This window comes from Anabaenopsis sp. NIES-4685 (genome assembly GCF_059725405.1).
In genome coordinates this window covers 1,131,794-1,151,082 of sequence record NZ_AP043602.1, presented here as the reverse complement: position 1 = coordinate 1,151,082, position 19,289 = coordinate 1,131,794, and the positions used below count along the sequence as shown (strand labels likewise).

20 protein-coding genes are annotated in these 19,289 nt (G+C 43.1%); 7 read left to right on the top strand and 13 right to left on the bottom strand.

Features of this window, described 5'->3' with window-relative positions; translation table 11 throughout:
- Positions 1 to 183 precede the first annotated feature (183 nt).
- Both AC6IZ0_RS04925 and AC6IZ0_RS04920 read left to right on the top strand, forming a co-directional pair.
- Complete coding sequence (locus tag AC6IZ0_RS04925) at positions 184 to 354, top strand: CAB/ELIP/HLIP family chlorophyll-binding protein (protein WP_271731036.1); 171 nt, start codon at positions 184 to 186, stop codon at positions 352 to 354.
- A gap of 241 nt (positions 355 to 595) precedes the next feature.
- Positions 596 to 889: a hypothetical protein gene (locus AC6IZ0_RS04920; RefSeq protein ID WP_271731577.1), complete on the top strand. Its 294-nt coding sequence runs from the start codon at positions 596 to 598 to the stop codon at positions 887 to 889.
- A gap of 7 nt (positions 890 to 896) precedes the next feature.
- On the opposite strand, the gene AC6IZ0_RS04915 is transcribed toward AC6IZ0_RS04920, so the two are convergent.
- Positions 897 to 1,421: a DUF4168 domain-containing protein gene (locus AC6IZ0_RS04915; RefSeq protein WP_497725281.1), complete on the bottom strand. Its 525-nt coding sequence runs from the start codon at positions 1,419 to 1,421 to the stop codon at positions 897 to 899.
- 281 nt (positions 1,422 to 1,702) lie between these two features.
- Between AC6IZ0_RS04915 and AC6IZ0_RS04910 the strand changes: the two genes are divergently transcribed.
- Positions 1,703 to 1,840, top strand: a complete 138-nt coding sequence (locus tag AC6IZ0_RS04910) for a hypothetical protein (RefSeq protein WP_271731573.1) — start codon at positions 1,703 to 1,705, stop codon at positions 1,838 to 1,840.
- Between the two features lie 633 nt (positions 1,841 to 2,473).
- Here AC6IZ0_RS04910 and AC6IZ0_RS04905 read toward each other — a convergent pair.
- The 5 genes from AC6IZ0_RS04905 to AC6IZ0_RS04885 form a co-directional block, all read right to left on the bottom strand.
- Complete coding sequence (locus AC6IZ0_RS04905; protein ID WP_280792057.1) at positions 2,474 to 3,094, bottom strand: cytochrome c oxidase subunit 3; 621 nt, start codon at positions 3,092 to 3,094, stop codon at positions 2,474 to 2,476.
- Between the two features lie 81 nt (positions 3,095 to 3,175).
- Positions 3,176 to 4,228, bottom strand: a complete 1,053-nt coding sequence (locus AC6IZ0_RS04900; RefSeq protein ID WP_497726000.1) for an RNA-guided endonuclease InsQ/TnpB family protein — start codon at positions 4,226 to 4,228, stop codon at positions 3,176 to 3,178.
- Complete coding sequence (locus AC6IZ0_RS04895) at positions 4,221 to 4,811, bottom strand: IS607 family transposase (protein ID WP_497725280.1); 591 nt, start codon at positions 4,809 to 4,811, stop codon at positions 4,221 to 4,223. Before AC6IZ0_RS04895 ends, AC6IZ0_RS04900 begins: the two co-directional genes overlap by 8 nt.
- 81 nt (positions 4,812 to 4,892) lie before the next feature.
- Positions 4,893 to 6,587 carry a cytochrome c oxidase subunit I gene (gene ctaD, locus AC6IZ0_RS04890; protein ID WP_497725279.1) on the bottom strand — a complete coding sequence of 565 codons (1,695 nt, stop codon included), beginning with the start codon at positions 6,585 to 6,587 and terminating at the stop codon, positions 4,893 to 4,895.
- Between the two features lie 150 nt (positions 6,588 to 6,737).
- Positions 6,738 to 7,832: a cytochrome c oxidase subunit II gene (locus AC6IZ0_RS04885; RefSeq protein WP_271730878.1), complete on the bottom strand. Its 1,095-nt coding sequence runs from the start codon at positions 7,830 to 7,832 to the stop codon at positions 6,738 to 6,740.
- Positions 7,833 to 8,256: 424 nt separating this feature from the next.
- Between AC6IZ0_RS04885 and AC6IZ0_RS04880 the strand changes: the two genes are divergently transcribed.
- Complete coding sequence (locus tag AC6IZ0_RS04880; protein ID WP_271730876.1) at positions 8,257 to 9,240, top strand: COX15/CtaA family protein; 984 nt, start codon at positions 8,257 to 8,259, stop codon at positions 9,238 to 9,240.
- A gap of 342 nt (positions 9,241 to 9,582) precedes the next feature.
- Positions 9,583 to 10,536, top strand: coding sequence for a heme o synthase (locus AC6IZ0_RS04875; protein ID WP_271730875.1), 954 nt, complete (start codon positions 9,583 to 9,585; stop codon positions 10,534 to 10,536).
- Positions 10,537 to 10,690: 154 nt separating this feature from the next.
- On the opposite strand, the gene AC6IZ0_RS04870 is transcribed toward AC6IZ0_RS04875, so the two are convergent.
- Positions 10,691 to 11,515, bottom strand: a complete 825-nt coding sequence (locus tag AC6IZ0_RS04870; protein ID WP_497725278.1) for a CPBP family intramembrane glutamic endopeptidase — start codon at positions 11,513 to 11,515, stop codon at positions 10,691 to 10,693.
- Positions 11,516 to 11,700: 185 nt separating this feature from the next.
- Complete coding sequence (locus AC6IZ0_RS04865) at positions 11,701 to 12,132, bottom strand: AbrB family transcriptional regulator (RefSeq protein ID WP_271730873.1); 432 nt, start codon at positions 12,130 to 12,132, stop codon at positions 11,701 to 11,703.
- A 1,362-nt stretch (positions 12,133 to 13,494) separates the two neighbouring features.
- On the opposite strand from AC6IZ0_RS04865, the gene AC6IZ0_RS04860 reads away from it, so the two are divergent.
- Positions 13,495 to 14,502 carry a succinate dehydrogenase/fumarate reductase iron-sulfur subunit gene (locus tag AC6IZ0_RS04860; protein WP_497725277.1) on the top strand — a complete coding sequence of 336 codons (1,008 nt, stop codon included), beginning with the start codon at positions 13,495 to 13,497 and terminating at the stop codon, positions 14,500 to 14,502.
- 21 nt (positions 14,503 to 14,523) lie between these two features.
- Here the strand turns inward: AC6IZ0_RS04860 and AC6IZ0_RS04855 are convergent, their stop codons facing one another.
- The 4 genes from AC6IZ0_RS04855 to psbX all read right to left on the bottom strand — a co-directional run bounded on the left by AC6IZ0_RS04855 (position 14,524) and on the right by psbX (position 17,236).
- Positions 14,524 to 15,054, bottom strand: a complete 531-nt coding sequence (locus AC6IZ0_RS04855) for a TolB family protein (protein WP_497725276.1) — start codon at positions 15,052 to 15,054, stop codon at positions 14,524 to 14,526.
- A gap of 50 nt (positions 15,055 to 15,104) precedes the next feature.
- Positions 15,105 to 15,656: a TolB family protein gene (locus AC6IZ0_RS04850; RefSeq protein ID WP_280801933.1), complete on the bottom strand. Its 552-nt coding sequence runs from the start codon at positions 15,654 to 15,656 to the stop codon at positions 15,105 to 15,107.
- 59 nt (positions 15,657 to 15,715) lie between these two features.
- On the bottom strand, positions 15,716 to 16,606 hold the full coding sequence (locus AC6IZ0_RS04845) for a Ycf66 family protein (protein WP_497725275.1): 891 nt from the start codon (positions 16,604 to 16,606) through the stop codon (positions 15,716 to 15,718).
- Positions 16,607 to 17,116: 510 nt separating this feature from the next.
- Complete coding sequence (psbX, locus tag AC6IZ0_RS04840; protein ID WP_200987310.1) at positions 17,117 to 17,236, bottom strand: photosystem II reaction center X protein; 120 nt, start codon at positions 17,234 to 17,236, stop codon at positions 17,117 to 17,119.
- 200 nt (positions 17,237 to 17,436) lie between these two features.
- On the opposite strand from psbX, the gene AC6IZ0_RS04835 reads away from it, so the two are divergent.
- Positions 17,437 to 17,730: a YggT family protein gene (locus AC6IZ0_RS04835; RefSeq protein ID WP_271730866.1), complete on the top strand. Its 294-nt coding sequence runs from the start codon at positions 17,437 to 17,439 to the stop codon at positions 17,728 to 17,730.
- 92 nt (positions 17,731 to 17,822) lie between these two features.
- Here AC6IZ0_RS04835 and accC read toward each other — a convergent pair whose 3' ends face one another.
- Positions 17,823 to 19,166: an acetyl-CoA carboxylase biotin carboxylase subunit gene (gene accC, locus AC6IZ0_RS04830; protein ID WP_271730865.1), complete on the bottom strand. Its 1,344-nt coding sequence runs from the start codon at positions 19,164 to 19,166 to the stop codon at positions 17,823 to 17,825.
- Between the last annotated feature and the right edge of the window lie 123 nt (positions 19,167 to 19,289).

Sequence of the window (19,289 nt, the reverse complement as noted above, 5' to 3'; positions counted from 1 at the left end):
CTATTTGGAGGCTGTAGCAGATTCGGGGATTTATGCACCACCATCACTACCACCAGTTACCAATCATCTGGGGGTCAGGTTCTCCAAGTTTTAAATTCAGTGTGGTGATCAATGCCGTCTGCAAGTTTGATAATCCTTTACTGTTCACTGTTTTAACTCCCGCCAAAAAGAGGTTTCTAGAAAATGTCACAATCACAACCAACAATTACCCCCAAATTAGAAGAGCCTAAGTTTGGCTTTAATGAATATGCCGAACGCTTAAATGGCCGAGCAGCAATGATTGGCTTTTTATTGATGGTGGTGATTGAGTACTTCACTAACCAAGGTGTGCTATCATGGCTAGGCCTGAAATAGTGGGACTAGAAAATATAAAATTTCCGGTTGTAAGCTAGTAATTAGAAGTGTTTTAACCAGCTAGTTGTTTTAGCTGGTTTTGACCGTATCTCTACCTAATAGCATACCCGCTTGCACAACTTGCCATCTATGGCGCAAAAAAAATCTAGTTAGCTAGATGCATATCGTCACAATGGCAGTTAATGTGTAAGTTATTGTTGATCAAGTTAAACCTCAGGTAATCTGGACAAACCAAGCTGTGATGAATGCTGTATTACCTCGTTTTTTAAAGTCAGCCTACAGAAAAGATCCCATCATCAGCGTATTGATGACCATAGGCGTGGTAGATGCCCTGATTGGTGGACTGGATGATAGTTGGTCATTATTTGCTGTGGGTTTGGGAACTGCTGGGATTAGTCTAGCTTTTAAGTTATGGCGTATCCAGCAACGACAACCCCTACCGGATGCGGCGGAAGTACAACATTATTTACCTCCCCAATCCTCTAGTAGTACTCTACCGGTTATGACTGTTTCTCAGAAAAAACCACGCCGATAATTAACGGCTAATTGTTCTGAATTAGCTGCTGTAGTTGTTGTTGCAAAGCCGGGTCTTGCTGAACGGCGATAAATATCTCATTAAAGCGGTTGAGTTCTAGACCCCCAGCCTGCACAGCTTCCTGCTGTTGCAACACGGTTTCCTGTTGGATTGACTGAACCTGGGCGGCTACTTGGTTAAAAGACTGTTGCTCCTCTTGAGTAGCTGGTGAAGACGGTTGAGTACCGGGTGTTTGTTGTGCTTGGGACAGCTCTTGAAATCTCTCTACGCTTAGGGGTGATTGCTCAATAATTTGTAGACTTCTCTGTTGCCCTGTTTCGGCAATTTCCTGTAACCTGGGGAGAATGCTGGCAAATTTTTGCAGTTCTTCGGGGCTGACAGTAGTTTGTCCTTGAGACTGTTGAAATTGTTCCGAGATCCCTCTAGACAGTTGAGTTTGAGGTCTTGATTCTGGAGTTTGTCCAAGAGCTGAAAGATTACCTGCAAGCAACAAAAACAAAACTGAGCTACCTTTAAAAATTTGCTTTAACATACTGACTGACTCCGTAAAAATTATTAACCTTGCTCATGCAAGGAATCCGATTCCTCTTCCCAGATTTATTCAGCAATTGATGTGATAGCAAATACAAGGTATGACTGATATATAGACAGATGGGTGTACATCATGAATATCAGTTGTCGTTTAGCTTAATACATCTTGACCAATGTCTTCAAGATGACAGAGAAAGGTCTTTCGGTGAGGAGTATAAGGTTTAAATGATCAAAATATAATCAGATATAGTCAGATGTAATCATTTATGGGATATTTTGGGAATGAAACTATCTGACTACGCTAAATCAAAGGGAATAATTTACCAGACTGCTTGGAGGATGTGGAAACGTGGTGAACTTAAAGCTACTCAGCTTCCTACAGGTAGAGTCATCGTTGATGTACAAAAAACCTTTGAATGAGTTGTGATTTATACCAGAGTATCTAGTGCTGAAAATAAAAGCAATTTAGACGGTCAAGCATAAAGGCTTGTACGCTTTCTGTGGGAGAATCTATGGTCTAAGAAGAAGGAAAAGAAAAACACAAGTGCATTCTTAAATGCCTGGAGTCAGAATGCGATTAGTTGAACGACACATAATCAAAGGAAATAACAAGTGGTTTGGGGTGATTGCTCAAATGTCTTTTTTATCAAAAAACCTATTCAACTGTGCTGTTTATTTATGTCGTCAAGCCTTTTTCAATAGTCAACTGAAGAGAGCTACACTTCAAAATGTAGTTTTCTAGATTTTGAACCTATCAAAAAGCATGAACACTATTTAGGTAAAAGAATCAACAGAGGTTTATTTAGGTCTAAGTCTGGGAAAATATATTCAGCAGACTTGAATGGTTCCCTAAATATATTAAGAAAGGTAGCTGGGGACTCTATCTTTGATGGAAACTCAGTAGAGAGGCTTGTAGTTAGCCCAGTAAGGTTTAGACCTTACCAAGCTAAAAATATTTGACTATATTTTTAGTAACTATGAAAGCCAAACTTGATCAAAAAAACCCCTATCTAGGGGCTGATTGAGTAACTTTGCTGCAGTGATAATTAGTCTTTAAAGTAAATAGAGTAATCCGAACAGAATAATCCAAATTACGTCTACAAAGTGCCAATAGATTTCTGCGGCTTCGATACCAAAATGCTTTTCGTTACTATAGTGACCAGGAACGCGCGATCGCCACAATACCGCAACAATAGCCAAAACGCCAATAGTAACGTGCAGACCATGGAAGCCAGTTAAAACATAAAATGCACTGGCAAACAAATTGGTTGTTAAACCAAATTCCAGATGGGCATATTCATAAACCTGACCCATCAAGAAAACAGCACCCATCACAGCCGTAATTGTCAACCAAATACGCATCCCCTTGACATCATTCTTTTTGATGGAGGTATCAGCATTGTGCATGACAAAACTGCTAGCAATTAGATTGATGGTATTGACTCCGGGTAGCAATAGTTCTAATTCTGGCGTTCCTTCTGGAGGCCATGTTGGTAAGGTAGCACGAAAAGCTAAATAGGCTCCGAACATCCCCAGAAAAATCATTCCTTCAGCAACCAGAAACATCACTAGGCCAAATAGGCGCAGGTCTGGATGTTCTTCATGATCAGTATGGGCTGTTGCAGGATGATGATTCAGTTGAGTTTTCCCTGGGTCAATTGTTTGACTTTGCATGGATCTTTAAAAATGTAAAAATGTAAATTAACGGGGAATGGGGAATAGGGAATTATACCGATACTTTTTTGCTAACATTCACTAACAAATACACTCTTTAAGAGAGGGCGTATCAACCAATGCACGTAGGAAAATCCCCCGCGCACCATTTATGTCCCGGCTCATTACCCGCCCATCAGATGGAGACTTAACGAACTTAGCACCACCAAGGTTGGGGATGATTTCACCAGTCCAACTGACTGTTTTTGATGTGTACGCTTCGTTCACATCCATCACTACTTTATTAGTCTCAAAAGCTTTGTGCTTGAGAAACTGCTTAAATCGGTAGTGAGAGAGTGTTAACATTTGGCGCACTGACTTTGACCTAATTCGTCGTTTCGCCTTCTGAGACATTTGGGATGTTTCAAAGGTTGGCAGTAAAATCATGTCAAAGTTATCAACCAAAAATCGAGCAGTTTTCTTGTGCAATTCGTCTACAAGGTTTTTGATTTTACCTCGCAGTCTACTGGCGGCAAGTTTCATCCTTCTTCTTTGTTTACACTTGGCTTGAGTGAATTTAGAAATTAACTTATCCAAACGAAAACACAGCTTCTGAAGTAAATTAGCAGATGTGCCAATTTCACCAAAACTACATTCAGAAAAGAAGGTGATAAATGTTCTGATACCGGGGTCAAGTGCTACAACACGTCCTTGGTTATCAGACTGCTGTTGTGGCACGTCCTCTGGAACTGTCAAATAGTAATCACGGTAGGCAAACACTAAACGACAGTCGCCAAAGCTTTGTGGTAAGGCTTCTTTGAAGGTTACCTTACCTAATATAGTGTGGTAAATCCCCAAGTCTTTTACGGCAGATTTGGGAATGTAGCAAGATTGTACGGTGTCTTTTCTTGACCTAAATCTAATCTTACTAACACCACCACCGGTTTTAAACTTTTTCTTGGCATTGCTGACAGACTTACAAGCATCTTTGATGGCGATTGATTTAAGATAAGGGACTGATTTACTCCATTCTGGTAGTCCGTTCAATATGTCAGTCTTAATCGCTTTCCAGTTAGCCTTAATGCTAGAGTCTTGCAGCAGTTTGACGGTGGTGTTGTAAACAAACCTGGATACACCAAACCACTGTTTAACGATCCGCCTCTGCTCGGTTGTGAGAAAGATCCGGATCTTCCTTGATTTTTTTACTGTACTTCCTGAGTCCGTGCATCCGACGAGAGAAGACGTGGAGGATGGAGAGAAGATCCGAGGTAAGTTCTGATTCTGGGCAATGTACAGTGTTGTCAAGAACCACGATTCGTCCACCGTTTTGCTCAACCATGTACTCAATAAGCTCGAATCCAAACCTTGCGAGTCGGTCACGACAGGTAACAACAAGCGTGAGCTGATCTCCCCGCATAAGTCTGTCCAGTAAGGTTTGCAGTCCTTTCCTTTTAAAGTTGATTCCACTGCCGATATCTTTGATGATTTCGGCATCTGGGTAGAGTGATTGCATATAGGCAAGTCTACCAAGGTCGTCTCGTTGCTTGGTTGAGTTAACTCGGCAGTAGCAGACAATGGAAGTTCTAGCTGCACCACGGAGGTAGGATTCAACGTGAAAAAGTCTTTGTCCTGCTTCGTTTTTGATGCTTTCAATCTTGCCATTGTCTGCGTACTTCCTTAAAGTGTTTGGGTGCAGTCCCAGTTGTTTGACTGCTTCTCGTAGTGGTACATAAGCCATACTACTATATTAGCAGTTATGAGCATATATAATCTATTGTTAGCAAATAACTAGCTATTGGCTAACCCCTACTCGCTACTGTTAAACGCCAGACTCAATGGTGGGATATGGTTCATCAGGTTCGAGGCTCAACACCTGCTGAATATCCACTTCTTTCTTACCTACGCCATAATCATAGGGGCCTGTAGCTAAGACCGGGAGTTTCTCGAAATTCTCAATGGCTGGTGGTGAGGTGGTGGTCAATTCTAAGGTCAGTCCCCGCCAAGGATTATCACCAGCTTTTTGTCCATACCACCAACTCCAAACGGCATTGATGATAAAGGGTAATGTTGAAATCGCCAGAATATAAGACCCGTAGGTGCAGATTTCATTCAAGGAGGTGAATTTTGGGTCATATTGGGCAATACGGCGGTTCATCCCCATCAGACCCAGTTTGTGCATGGGTAAGAAGGTCATATTCAGACCGACAATGGTTAAAACAGCATGAACTTTACCCCAAAATTCGTTCATCATCCGTCCCGTCATTTTTGGGAACCAGTGATAAATAGCGGCAAAAATTCCTAAGACACTACCACCAAACAGAACGTAGTGCAAATGTGCCACTACAAAATAAGTATCATGAACGTGAATATCAAAGGGGACTGCGGCTAACATTACACCACTAACCCCGCCAATCACGAAGGTTCCTAAAAAGCCCATGGCAAAAATCATGGGACTATTGAGGCTAATTTTGCCACCCCAAATAGTTGCTAACCAACCAAAGATCTTAATCCCAGTGGGTACAGCAATGATCATGGTGGTGATCATAAAAAACATTCGTAACCAACCGGGGACACCACTGGTAAACATATGATGCGCCCAGACGATTAGCCCTAAGAAACTGATAGCCAGAGAAGAATAGGCGATCGCCTTATAGCCAAAAATTGGCTTGCGGGCATGAACCGGCAAAATTTCCGAAATTGCCCCAAAGAAAGGCAAAATCATGATATAAACCGCCGGGTGAGAATAAAACCAGAACATATGCTGGTAAACCACCGGATCCCCCCCGCCAGTGGGGTTAAAAAATGTTGTTCCTGCTAATAAGTCAAAGCCCAGAAGAATCAGCGCCCCGGCTAGTACTGGTGTAGATAGCAACACTAAAGCAGAAGTGGCCAACATTGACCAACAAAACAAAGGCATTTGATGAAAGCCCATACTGGGAACACGCATCTTCAGGATGGTAACAATAAAGTTAATGGCTCCCAAAATCGAGGATGTACCCAATAGCAGCACACTCATAATCCAGATAGCCTCACCCACTTGGCCTGTTACCAAGCTCAAAGGAGGGTAGGAAGTCCATCCAGCATCAGGCGCATCACCCAGGGCTAAACTAGCGATCAGCAACACACCCGCAGGGGGAATCATCCAAAAAGCTACAGCATTCAAGCGCGGAAATGCCATATCTCTAGCCCCAATCATCAGGGGAATGAGATAGTTAGCAAATCCTGCACCTGCTGGCACAATCCACAAAAAAATCATGATTGTGGCGTGCAGTGTAAATAAACTGTTATAAATTTCCGGGTTCACAAAATCTACCTCTGGGGTACGTAGTTCTGTCCGCACCAAGTCAGCCATCACGCCGCCAATGCAGTAGAAAACAAAGGATGTAACTAGGTATTGAATCCCAATTACCTTATGGTCGGTGCTGAAACCAAAAAAGTCTCGCCAATGTCTTTCTTGTGGTTCTTCTATATGAGGCGGAATATTGGCAGTTTTTTCTAACTGAGTTTGTGTCATAAGTTAATTAGTCATTACTCATTAGTCATTGGTCATTAGTCATTAGTAAAATGACTTTCTTCGCTTTCCTGACTTGTTTGTATGGATTGAATGACCATGAATTTATGTGCTTAGTGAGGGATGAAATCCTGACTCAGCTAGCCGCACTGTTTACTCAACAATCTTTTGGTGCATATGATGTAGCATCTCTGGCTGTATACCCATATCCCTAGTGTAAGGACTGAGAAATTCATCTGCGGACAAATCAGCAGGATTAACAGCAACGGCTTGGTTTAGGGTTTCGCTACTAGCAACCAATTGTTCTTGCATCCAGGCTTCATAGGCTTGTTGGGTTTCTACTACTACTTGGGTTTTCATTGCTCCGTGGTAAGGGCCACAAAGTTCGGCACAAATCAGGTCGTAAGTACCAGCTAATCTGGGAGTGAACCGAATTTCGCTTTGTCTACCGGGGATAGCATCTTGTTTGAGGCGGAACTCAGGAACCCAGAAAGCATGGATAACATCATTGGCTGTCATGTTGATTTCCACTTCCCGACCTACGGGAAGGTGTAGCTCACCTGTAGTCACCCCTGTATCAGGATAGGTGAAAAGCCAAGCATATTGTAAACCAGTCACATTAACCCGTAATTCTGGTGGTAGACCAGCCTTTTCGGGACTTCCCCCAATAGTGGGAGCCACACTACCTACACCGGGCGCATTCCGCTTTTGGGGAATTTGGTCAGCATTACGGACTGCTGCTGTGGCTGGGTCTTGCATTGCCTCCTCAGACTGTTCTTGATTGCGGTTCCCCCCTGTGCTGGGGGGTGTATCGCTTAAAGTTGCTGCAATCGCAGCCCCCGGCATTGTCATAGACTCCTGAGTCATCGGCGCTTCATGAACAGAATGGGGATCAAAGCCGCCAATGTCGTTATATACCTCAAAACTATAAACAGAAATACCGAGGACGATAATGGCTGGTATCGCTGTCCAGAGGATTTCTAAAGGCACATTGCCCTCAATTGGTGGTCCATCTTCAAGGTCACCGGCCCGTCGCCGGTATTTAATTGCCGAGTAGATCAAAATACCTTCCACAAGTAAGAATATACCTGTGGAAACGATCATCATGGTGTTAAACAGACCATCCACTAAAACGGCTTCGTCTGTGGCTGCTGTTGGCAACAGACCGTGATTTTGACCGTACCAAAGGCTCGATAGCGTTAGTACGATGCCAATTAGTAGTGTCCAGATGGAACTTGGAATCTTCACGGTTTACTTAAATGAATTTACTACGTTATCTCTATGCTACCCACTTACTAAGGTAGTTCAGGCAATTAAATCTGGAGTCTAATGGTTTTAAGATTTTATTAATTTTTCCAACTAAGTTCATAGTTTTGAGCATCACATATCTATTTTAGAGATTTTTATACATTTATGGCTAGACATAGCTTAGTGTCAATGCTATGTAAAATCCCATAAATATTTCAGATTGGTAAAATTAATCAATAATTATTAATCGTTAACAAATTAAAAAATACCTAAAGCTCGGCTAAAACTAGCTAGAGTGATCCAAAGTATAAGTGCAAGCCAATCTTTTCCACCCGGCTGCATAGGTTAGGGTGTAGATAGATTGGTACTCAAACTTGGAAAATTTAACGGCAGCTCAACCAAGAGCGGGCGGAAGGTACTGTTCATGAATGAATTTGTCCTAGAACAACAAAATGAAGCGGCCGCCGAGCAGCGAAAGCCCCAGGAATTAATTCGTCGCTTGGTGTGGAAAATTTGCATAGCCACCTTGATTTTGATGGCCATAGGCAGTGCCACCCGTGTGATGAATGCTGGGCTGGCTTGTCCGGACTGGCCATTGTGCTATGGGGAATTGGTGCCCACTAGACAAATGAATCTTCAAGTTTTCTTGGAGTGGTTTCACAGATTGGATGCAGGGTTAATTGGTTTGAGCGCCATAGCCCTGGCTGGGTTGTCCTGGTGGTATCGTCGTTGCTTACCCACTTGGCTGCCCTGGGCATCGACATTTGCCCTATTTTTAATCGTCTTCCAAGGGATTTTGGGAGGACTTACCGTTACCCAACTGTTGCGGTTTGATATCGTCACTGCCCATTTGGGAACGGCGCTGTTATTTTTCACTACCCTACTGGTTGTTGGCATCGCGCTCACTCCTTATCAAGGAACTGGAACTGTTGGTAAGTTACCTTGGTTGGGTTTGAGTGCCGTTATTTTTGTCTATCTGCAAAGTATACTAGGCGCTTTAGTAGGGTCTCGCTGGGCCTTACACCAATGCTTTGGTGATTCTCAGCTTTGTAATGTGATGTATAGCCATATTTTTGGCTTGGTACCGCCTACTGTGGCTACTTTGGCAGTGGTATTCATATCCTGGCGCACGCCAGCACTCCATCCAGCTTTGCGGCGATTGGCAACTATGGCTGGTGGGTTGCTGATGTTACAAATCTTCTTAGGAGTTGCCACTTTCCGATTACATCTCCAAGTCGAGCTTTTGACAGTTTCTCACCAAACTGTCGGGGCGGCTTTGCTTGGTACTTTAGTAGCTTTTACAGTTCTGGCACTACGCGACTCGGCTATGGCCCGTGAAATCAATGCTTACCCTGTTGCTTCAACAGCGAATGTTATCAGTACACCAATAAATGGAACCAATGCATAACTTAATTCGGGTTCGTTTCCCCATTGCTATGTAGCTTGCCACGGCAGGAAATCAAATTGCCATCACATCTAGCAACAACCCCCAGCTATTAGAAGTGGTAACACCATAAAAACCAAAACTGCTTGCACGCCCAAGAAAAGTCTCAACTTTCACTAGCTAGTCTGAACAAGGGTTTATGGGGGAGCCAGGAAAGATCAGGGAACCTGATCACAATCTTCCCGATCTTCTCCATCCTCCTCATCTTCCTCGTCTTCCCTGAGGATCAGTAACTATTTTTAATGTCAACTCAGTATGAGCAGGGGCTGCATAAAAGTTGTTGAAAAATAAGGAACAAGAGCTAACATGATTGAGACTAATGTCTCTCGCCAAAACCAAACATTTCTCCAAGTCATCCAAAGCTACTACCAACTCACAAAGCCGCGGATTATTCCCTTGCTGCTGATTACCACGGCTGGAAGTATGTGGATTGCTGCTCAGGGACAAGTAGATCCATTGTTGCTGTTAGTAACTCTTACTGGTGGTACTTTGGCAGCCGCTAGCGCCCAAACCATTAACTGTATCTATGACCGGGATATTGACTATGATATGGAGCGGACGCGTCATCGTCCTATCCCTTCTGGTAAGATCCAGCCCCGTGATGCCCTGATTTTTGCCATCGCTCTGGCGGTGATGTCTTTCACCCTACTCGCAGTATTCGCCAATTTACTCGCTGCTTCTCTAGCATTCTCCGGCATTATCTTTTATGTTTTGGTCTATACCCACTGGTTAAAACGCCACAGCACTCAAAATATTGTCATTGGTGGCGCGGCTGGAGCAATTCCCGCTTTAGTTGGTTGGGCGGCTGTCACAGGGACTTTAAGCTGGGCAGCATGGTTAATTTTTGCCATAGTTTTTTTATGGACACCTCCCCATTTCTGGGCGTTAGCGCTGATGATTCGGGATGACTACGCAAAAGTTGGTATCCCCATGTTACCTGTGGTTGAGGGTGATATGGCAACAGTCAAGCAGATTTGGTACTATACACTGGTCACCGTTGGTACTACTATCTTACTTGTTTATCCTTTGCACGCTAGTGGATTTGTTTATGCGGCGATCGCCCTCAGTCTGGGAGGATTATTTGTTCACAAATCTTGGCGTTTGTTACACAGTCCAGAGGATCGCACTGTGGCTAGAGAGTTGTTTCTCTATTCCATCTCTTACATGATGCTGTTATGTTTGGGTATGGTGATAGATAGTCTCCCGATTACCCATAATCTCATGACTATGATCATCACCCAGCTGCATTTTATCAGTTAAAGAATGGGGTACAATTCCCAAAAATCTGATGGTGGGTTAGCGATTACTAACCCACCATCATCTATTCTGCTTGTCAGACTCTCAGCTTGTATGCACTGGTCAATCTAAATCTGACTTTTAAATTAGGATTGATTACGAGCTTGTGTGCTATTTATCACAATGCCCACAGAATTAACCCTGTTCCCAACACACAAATAATTCCCGCCGCCCCCGCCAGGGGTTTTTTGTTTTTACCAGTCCACCATTCTGAGGCTTTACCAGTATAGCTAATTAGTTGTGCTGTATCTATGGTGGCGATCGCCCATACTAATGCTGTATGTAATCCCCAAGCTATACCCAAACTGCCCCCATCAGTAATCCTGGCTAATACCAGCATCATTCCCATCAGCCATAATCCAGGAATTTGGGGTTTGGTTTCCCGTTGTTCCCATACTAAGTGCAGAAGGGCAAAAATTAAGCTGGAAATTGTTGCTGCTACCCACAGTGGGTAATCACGCTCCAATTCAGTTAACAAGAAACCACGAAAAACTAACTCTTCTATGCCCCCAACTAATAAGGCTATCAATAAAATCGATGGTATAAACTTAATATTTGATTTTTCTAAATAGCACCAACCTAGCCAGAATTGGGACGTAAACATCATTGCTAGGCTCAATACTCCCAAACCGAAACCCAGCCCTAGGGAACTGAGCAGGGAAACACTGGCCACCAAGCCATAATCTGAAAAAGATTTATGGGATAGCCAAATCACTATCCAGAGAACCAGGGGCGCTAATAAGTAAAGTGGCACTAACAAGGGTAATTTTTGTTCCGGTTGTAAAGCTTTGGTAGGTTGCCAATTCAGTCTCATGGCGATGACTGCTGCTATTGGTAACCAGCACCCTATCCAGGTGATAAAAAATGTCATCACCATAACCAGCATTGATGCTTCTTGTATAAATGCTGCTACGCTATTGGATATTTTTATCAAAATAGACATAAAAAAACACGATAGACTTCCTGCTTGTTAATCAAGACTCTACTAGAGTTTGTCACTTGTGCAAGGGGTCTAATCGTATTGTTCCCATGTTACAAAGTTCAAGCAAAGAGAATTAGCGCTTGGCTGTTGTGGTACGAATTATTTATAAAGCCTTGACTGTTAACTTATTCATACCATTGGCAAACTTACTCTTCCAAATCTTCATCGGAGTCTTCTGAGTCTATATCTACTGAAGTCACTTTTTTATCACTTTCTCCCAGTTGAATTAAGTGGATATGTTTATATCCCAGTCTGATTTCAAACTCATCACCCGGCTTTAAGTTCATTGCCTTAGTGTAGGTAGCACCAATCACAATTTGACCGTTTTGATGAACGCTGACACGATATGTCGGTTCACGACCACGACCATCTTTAGGTGCTTCGGGACTCAGAGGAATTCCTCTAGCAGATAGCAGAGCATCATAAAAATCTGTGAGATTGACGCGAACTTGATTATTCTTAGTAACGGTGTAATATCCGCACTGCTTGGCTCTTTCTCGGCGTGGTAAATTAGATAATTCTTTCACCTTAGCAAGCAATGCTTTTCCAGTTAATGGTGCGGTTGCAGTTTCAGTCATTACGCTCAAATTTTCCTTACTTTCTCCAAACTGATAAACAAAGTTGTCTCATGTCCAGTATTTGACTACTCATGACTCTGGGGTGAGGGATAAATTCTATTATGGTCACCCACAACAGACTAGAGGTCATGGTGTCCACAAACATTGATTTCAGGGATTTTACGGCACTTTTCACCAGAAATCACCATGGGAAATCAATTGATTTTATGTGTTGGCGCTACTGTAGCAGTGTCACTTTCAGCCACCTGAACAAGTTATTTGAGTGCGACTACAAATAAGTCGTAGACCAAATAAATTGCTGGCTTTCAACTTTCAGTGCTGGCCTTTATTGCCTTTGAGTTGTGAGGTTTTCCCTAATCTGACTCTCCAGACCAAGACAGCATGGTATTTGAATAGGCTCTTACGGACATACACCTTTGTTCTGCCTGTAGAGACGTGATTTTTTTTGTCTCTACATTACGAATTTACAAATCAGCATTAGCGGTGCTTATGCAGCTATTGGTACTGGATTTGTTAGTTCGTAATTTTATATTAAATACTAGCATGAACTAATAATAGCAAAATAATTGTTTAGTTTTTAATTGAACTGCGACTAAAAACTTAAATCTAAATATCTAACCTTGGGGAGTCAAAAAGTGGGATTCATCGGACTTTTTGCCCTATTGAATATTGCAGCGAGACTTTTATAAAAATTCATCTAAATTTAGATGAGGAGTTTTGACAATTGAGTAAAATCCCAAATTTACTTGATTTTGTACACACATCCCCTAAGTGAGGATTGTCCTGATGGTTTATTCTCATGAGACAAACAGCGGATAGAGATTATATACGTCTGTCTTGGGGAAGAATAAATTTTCCCATATCTTGCAAATACCTGTTTATCACCCGATGTTATCCCACAGGTTCAGCGCTGACATATACACAAAAAAACTATCCCTTTGCGACTAGATTAGGGATTTTATGCGCCAATGGCTGCCATTACTCTTAACATCAAGAGATATTGAGAAACATGAATGGATTGAGTTTAGATATATTCACTATGCAGGATATGAACCTAGCTGTTTCTCCTGAAAAACCGACTTGTGCTTCTGCTGTGAAACAATTAGGTTAAATATTCCCCCCACCATAACTACATGATTTGCCTTTGATTTGAGAGGTTGACAAGAATCTCAGTTGTAGCACCCCTACAAATTGAATATGAATGGTTATCCTTAAACTAGAATCAGTTGCTCTTGTATGAGCAGCCTATTAACACTGGGCTGGCCATTAGGGTGAACAAGAGTATAGCTCAAGTGTAACCACCAGGCTTGATTCACGACTTCTGCGGCTGGCAATATAATTTGAAGATTGTGGTTGGTGATAATGGAAGTTTTATTTAAAATCATTCGGCAGCAACAAAATTTCTCTCCTGTTGTACAAACTTACCTTTTACAGGTAGATTCTGGCAATACAATCTTGGATTGCCTCAATCGAATTAAGTGGGAACAAGATGGAACACTCGCTTTTCGCAAAAATTGCCGCAATACAATTTGCGGTAGCTGTGCTATGCGAATCAATGGGCGTTCGGCTTTAGCTTGTAAGGAAAATGTCGGTAGTGAACTAGCTAGATTACCACAAATCCCTGCAGGGGAAAATAACGCCAACACAATTCGGGAAATTACAGTAGCTCCTTTAGGTAATATGCCGGTAATTAAAGATTTGGTCGTTGACATGACTAGTTTCTGGAATCATCTAGATGCAGTAGCTCCTTATGTAAGTACAGCGGCGCGACAGGTTCCGGAAAGGGAATTTTTACAAACACCACAGGAGCGATCGCGTCTTGATCAGACAGGTAATTGTATCATGTGTGGTGCTTGTTATTCTGAATGTAATGCCCGTGAAGTTAATCCAGATTTTGTTGGTCCTCATGCACTAGCCAAAGCCTATCGCATGGTGGCTGACTCTCGTGATGGTGAAACCGAAAATCGCTTAGAAACTTATAACCAAGGAACTAAAGGAGTATGGGGTTGTACTCGTTGTTTCTACTGTGACTCAGTTTGTCCGATGGAGGTAGCACCATTGGAGCAAATCACAAAAATTAAACAGGAAATTCTGCAACGCAAACAAGCCCAAGACAGTCGCTCAATTCGCCACCGCAAAGTATTAGTAGATTTGGTGAAAGAAGGTGGTTGGATCGATGAACGTCAATTTGGTATCCAAGTGGTTGGTAACTACTTTCGGGACCTGAAAGGACTACTGAGTCTTGCACCTCTTGGTTTACGAATGATAGTGCGCGGTAAATTCCCACTTTCCTTTGAACCTTCCCAAGGTACTCAACAAGTGCGATCACTCATTGAATCTGTACAAAAGAAAAAGAAAACCCCTGATTGATAAATTTCCCAGTCTCTATTTTCAGCGCGGCTCTTGAGGTATATTCAACCTTTGTCCCGATTGTTCATAAACTAAAACATCCCATTGACCATTGTTACTATACTCAAACGCAATCCTGCGACCATCAGCGCTAATCGTAGGGTTGCGGACTTCTGCTACCAAGTTATTAGTTAAATTTCTCGATTGTCTAGTTTCTCGGTCATAGAGAAAAATAGTAGATCGCCCCTGACGACTAGCCGCAAAAACAATGTACTGACCATTCTCAGCAACACTAGGATGAGAGGCGATGGTATCGAAGGAATTTAAACCCGGTAAATCTACCAAGGTGCGAGTTAGTGTATCGAACATATAAACATCTTGGCTACCCCGGCGATCGCTGGTAAAAACAATATATCTCCCTGAAGTTTGGGGATTTAGTTCCGAAGCTGGACTGTTAAGACTCCGACCACCAGGATCAAAAGGATAATTGACTAAGCGAGGATAGCCGACGCAGCCAGCCAATAAGCCCAACCCAGCAACAAGTATAGGTATAAAAATAGTTCGATTATTCATTTCGTCATTAGTCAATGCTGATGAACACAGATAAATTACCTAACGGATGATTATCTCACACTCGCACCGTTGGGAATATCTAACTCAATATCTGGTCCGCGGTCTAAAACTTCAATATCCCACTGACCACGGCTAGCGGTTTCAAAAACAATATAACGTCCATCTGGGCTAATTCCCGGATTTCTCAACCAGCCGCGATAAGTGGGAGTCATAACTTGTGAATTTTGCGTAGCGCGATCATAAAGTGCTACAACAGGTCTACCTTGGTCACTGGTCAGATAAGCAATGTAACGTCCGGTATAGCTCAGGCTAGGATTTTCAGTAATCGTCCTGGGTCTATTTAAACCCGGTATGCTAACCAACCGTTGTTCTTCCAAGTCATAGACCAACAGTTGGTGAGTACCATTACGATTAGATATAAATGCTAAAAAGCGACCATTTCCACTCAATGCAGGTTGCTCTTCAGTGTAGCGACTGTTGAGGGAAGTAGGCCCTAAGGGTATTTCGTTGGTACTGCAAGATAACAATAAACTAGCAAAGCTAAAAACCAGGCTCCAACGAATTGGTCTTTGGAGCCAAAATCTAGGCGTAAGTCTTTTCACCTCAATTGTCTTCCATCGCCTCCAGACCTAATGCACAGCCAATCGTATTAGATAACACCCTAATCCAAATCGGTCAAATTATCTGGCTCCCGATTGGGGTTTTCTATCGGGTTATATGGTACGTATTCAGTTGGTATTGCATCATCATCAATGGGTCTAGGTGAACTTGAGTCTGGAGACGGCCGGCGCTTTCTGGTTCGGGAAAGGACATCCTGGTCGCGAGTTTCCCGACGTGGTGGTCTATTAGTGTTACGGCTCGAAGATTTTCTCCCTTCAGTACCTGAAGTATCCCAATCATCAACTTCCCTATCAGCACTCCAATTTTCTGCTTCAAAACTCTCACGACTGCGACTCCCAGGACGGACAGAACTAGGACGACGCTTTCTGTCTGGGGTTTCTGGTCTTTCCCTACCACTGCGGCGTTCTGGGCGGCGAGGTGGTTGATCCTCATAGTATTCATCACGGGGGGAACGAGTATCCCTGCTACCCCGAATACGAGGGCGCACCGGTGGTTCTTCGTCTTCATAGGGAAGGGGTTCTAAGTCTTCTTCTACCTCAGCCTCATATCCCCTGCGATCGTAGGAATAGCTTCTGCTTACTTCTCGCTCCTCATCCACAATAGGAGTGTTCCGCTTGGCTTGTTGAGTAGCTATACCTCGCAAACGAATACTTTCAACTGCAAAAAATACAGTTGATCCGACTAAAAGCAGCTGATTAAATTGTAAAATTGGGTCTAACCGCCACCCTTGGAAAATGAGAATAAACCCGCAGAGTAAGCCCACTGCTGCAAAAAAAATATCTTGATCTCGTGACAGTTCTGGACGGACAGTGCGGAGAAAATACAGTGCTGTCCCAGACACAGCCAGGAAAATTCCTAGAATACTGGCTGAGTTCGTCCCAAAATTGACCTGAGCCAGAACGCTGGCTGAGTTCAGCCCAAAATTTACCATTGTTCTTTTCCAAATATCAAATCTATGTTAGCGAGTCACAATTAAAATCACTACTCTAATCAGGCACAATATCAACAATATATTGAAGCTTCAAAGCCTCTGGGAAAGAAGCTCTGAAGCTGTTTATCGCCAGCTAGTCAAAGTATAGCTTGTCTTCAGTGGGGGGACTGTTTGCTGTTGGTGCAATTGGGTAAGCTACATCATATTTTTTAACTCGCATAATTCAGCCCCGCAAGATGCCTAGCTGAGAAAATATGCAATGGTGTAAAGACACTGAGATCCTGCTGACAGAGTAACTTTAGGTCTAACCCCACGGTCTTACTCTCGCTACGGTCGTCAAAAACCGTTTACCCAGTCGGCTAAAGTATAAGCCTAGCTTAGTGGTTACTTTTCCCCAGAAAAGACCACGGTGGTTAAAACCACCTAGTGGCTTTCATCTGCGGGCTAAAGTCGCTGATTTTCCAGCTGACCGCGATATTTTTATGAGAGTCAAAGCGACTCTCCCAGGAATTATGAACGCTGGATTTTATCTTTTTGGCTAATGAAAATCAGCCCAACTGTAGCAGGGAGTACTACAATCACACCACCCCAAAACAGACTCCAAAGAAAATTTGCTAATGAAGGCGTCATAGTTCTAAACCTTTTTTTTACACACTTGATCATAATTCTAATATGGTGTCTCACCAAAAAAGTGCAACATCCTGACTGGTGAGTGAAAAAAAGTATCCTTCCTGGAATTCGTTAAAATTGAACCAAGAACATTCAAACATTGCAGCCTTGCTGGCTTTCGCCTAAATTCTTTCTTAGTTCACAGATAGTAGCTCAAACCAATGACTGGTGTTAACCTGACTGTTTGGATTCTCAGCCCTTTATTGGGACTGATGACATTTCTGTTTATTTTCCGGATAATTCTGACTTGGTATCCACAAGTGGACTTGAATCGTTTGCCCTTTAACCTGATAGCTTGGCCTACTGAACCCTTTTTAGTGCCATTGCGAAAGCTAGTGCAGCCCATAGGAGGGGTAGATATTACCCCTATTCTTTGGGTAGGAATTCTCAGCCTGATTAGGGAAATTCTGCTCGGTCAGCAAGGATTGCTCACCATGATGACTCGCTTGAATTAAGTAATAGGAGTGGGAGTAGGAAGAGGGTAAAAGATTTTAGCACCAGACTAACTGCTTTACCCCCTCCCCCAACCTCTTTTATTTTCCCAAGCCTAAAGGTTCATCTCCTGGACAAAATTGGTGTAGACATTACCTTGCAAGAATCGGGGGTTTTCCATAATCTTTTGATGAAATCCAATAGTAGTGGGAAGTCCGGTAATGGCACACTCTCGCAATGCGCGTTTCATGCGGTTAATTGCAGTAGCTCGGTCTGGACCCCAAACAATTAATTTACCAATCAGAGAATCATAATAGGGGGGGATTTGGTAGTCGGTGTAAACATGGGAATCAATACGGACACCGGGTCCACCAGGGGGAAGATAGCCGCTAATACGTCCGGGTGCAGGGCGAAAGTCATGCTCTGGGTCTTCGGCGTTAATGCGGCATTCAATAGCATGACCTCTTAAGATTACTTGGTCTTGGGTAATCCTTAGTCTTTCCCCTTGGGCAATGCGGATTTGTTCAGCAACTAAGTCCACTCCTGTGACCATTTCTGTTACAGGGTGCTCAACTTGAATCCGGGTGTTCATTTCCATAAAGTAGAACTTACCAGACCTATCTAGAAGAAATTCAACTGTACCAGCCCCAGTAAAGTTGATAAACTGAGCTGCTCTGACAGCAGCTTGTCCCATTTTTTCTCGTAGTTCTGGGTCAAGTGCGGGACTGGGAGCCTCTTCGAGTAACTTTTGATTGCGGCGCTGAATTGAGCAGTCCCGTTCGCCCAAATGGATAACGTTACCGTAATTATCTGCCAAAATTTGGAATTCAATATGCCGCGGACGTTCAATAAATTTTTCTATATAAACGCCAGAATTACCAAAGGCCGCTCCGGCTTCCCCTTGGGCTGCTAAGAAAAGTTTGACAAATTCACTTTCAGAACGCACTAAACGCATTCCTCTACCGCCCCCACCAGCAGTAGCTTTAATCATGACCGGATAATCCATATCCTTGGCAATTAGCAATCCTTCTTGTTCGGATTCTACTAAGCCATCACTACCTGGTACAGTTGGTACCAAAGCTTTTTGCATGGTTTCTTTAGCTGTGGATTTATCCCCCATGAGCCTTATGGCTTCAGGAGTCGGTCCAATAAAGGCAATATGATGGTCAGCACAAATTTCTGCAAATCTGGCATTTTCTGCTAAAAATCCATAACCAGGGTGAATGGCGCTGGCATTACGTGTTAGGGCAGCAGAAATAATGTTGGGAATATTCAAATAACTTTTACTACTAGCAGGTTCGCCAATGCAAACCGCTTCGTCGGCAAGTTGAACGTGGAGAGCATTCTGGTCAACTGTGGAGTGAACCGCAACCGTGGCGATTCCCATTTCTTCACAGGCGCGGAGAATGCGAAGGGCAATTTCTCCCCGATTGGCAATTAATATTTTGTCAAACTTCATAGAAATACATGGTATGCGGGAAACTCAGTCACGAAGCGTGCTGAGAGGGAAGCGACGCAAGCGGTTTGAACCGTCATGATAATTCATCCTGTTGAGCGTCAAATCAACCGGACTTTAGATTTA

Coding starts and splice junctions, on each gene's coding strand:
- psbX (WP_200987310.1), bottom strand. CDS start 17,236: ATGACGCCTTCATTAGCAAATTTTCTTTGGAGTCTGTTTTGGGGTGGT.
- AC6IZ0_RS04925 (WP_271731036.1), top strand. CDS start 184: ATGTCACAATCACAACCAACAATTACCCCCAAATTAGAAGAGCCTAAG.
- AC6IZ0_RS04895 (WP_497725280.1), bottom strand. CDS start 4,811: ATGGCTTATGTACCACTACGAGAAGCAGTCAAACAACTGGGACTGCAC.
- AC6IZ0_RS04860 (WP_497725277.1), top strand. CDS start 13,495: ATGGAAGTTTTATTTAAAATCATTCGGCAGCAACAAAATTTCTCTCCT.
- AC6IZ0_RS04920 (WP_271731577.1), top strand. CDS start 596: ATGAATGCTGTATTACCTCGTTTTTTAAAGTCAGCCTACAGAAAAGAT.
- AC6IZ0_RS04915 (WP_497725281.1), bottom strand. CDS start 1,421: ATGTTAAAGCAAATTTTTAAAGGTAGCTCAGTTTTGTTTTTGTTGCTT.
- AC6IZ0_RS04875 (WP_271730875.1), top strand. CDS start 9,583: ATGATTGAGACTAATGTCTCTCGCCAAAACCAAACATTTCTCCAAGTC.
- AC6IZ0_RS04845 (WP_497725275.1), bottom strand. CDS start 16,606: ATGGTAAATTTTGGGCTGAACTCAGCCAGCGTTCTGGCTCAGGTCAAT.
- AC6IZ0_RS04835 (WP_271730866.1), top strand. CDS start 17,437: ATGACTGGTGTTAACCTGACTGTTTGGATTCTCAGCCCTTTATTGGGA.
- AC6IZ0_RS04880 (WP_271730876.1), top strand. CDS start 8,257: ATGAATGAATTTGTCCTAGAACAACAAAATGAAGCGGCCGCCGAGCAG.
- AC6IZ0_RS04865 (WP_271730873.1), bottom strand. CDS start 12,132: ATGACTGAAACTGCAACCGCACCATTAACTGGAAAAGCATTGCTTGCT.
- ctaD (WP_497725279.1), bottom strand. CDS start 6,587: ATGACACAAACTCAGTTAGAAAAAACTGCCAATATTCCGCCTCATATA.
- AC6IZ0_RS04870 (WP_497725278.1), bottom strand. CDS start 11,515: ATGTCTATTTTGATAAAAATATCCAATAGCGTAGCAGCATTTATACAA.
- AC6IZ0_RS04905 (WP_280792057.1), bottom strand. CDS start 3,094: ATGCAAAGTCAAACAATTGACCCAGGGAAAACTCAACTGAATCATCAT.
- AC6IZ0_RS04855 (WP_497725276.1), bottom strand. CDS start 15,054: ATGAATAATCGAACTATTTTTATACCTATACTTGTTGCTGGGTTGGGC.
- accC (WP_271730865.1), bottom strand. CDS start 19,166: ATGAAGTTTGACAAAATATTAATTGCCAATCGGGGAGAAATTGCCCTT.
- AC6IZ0_RS04910 (WP_271731573.1), top strand. CDS start 1,703: ATGAAACTATCTGACTACGCTAAATCAAAGGGAATAATTTACCAGACT.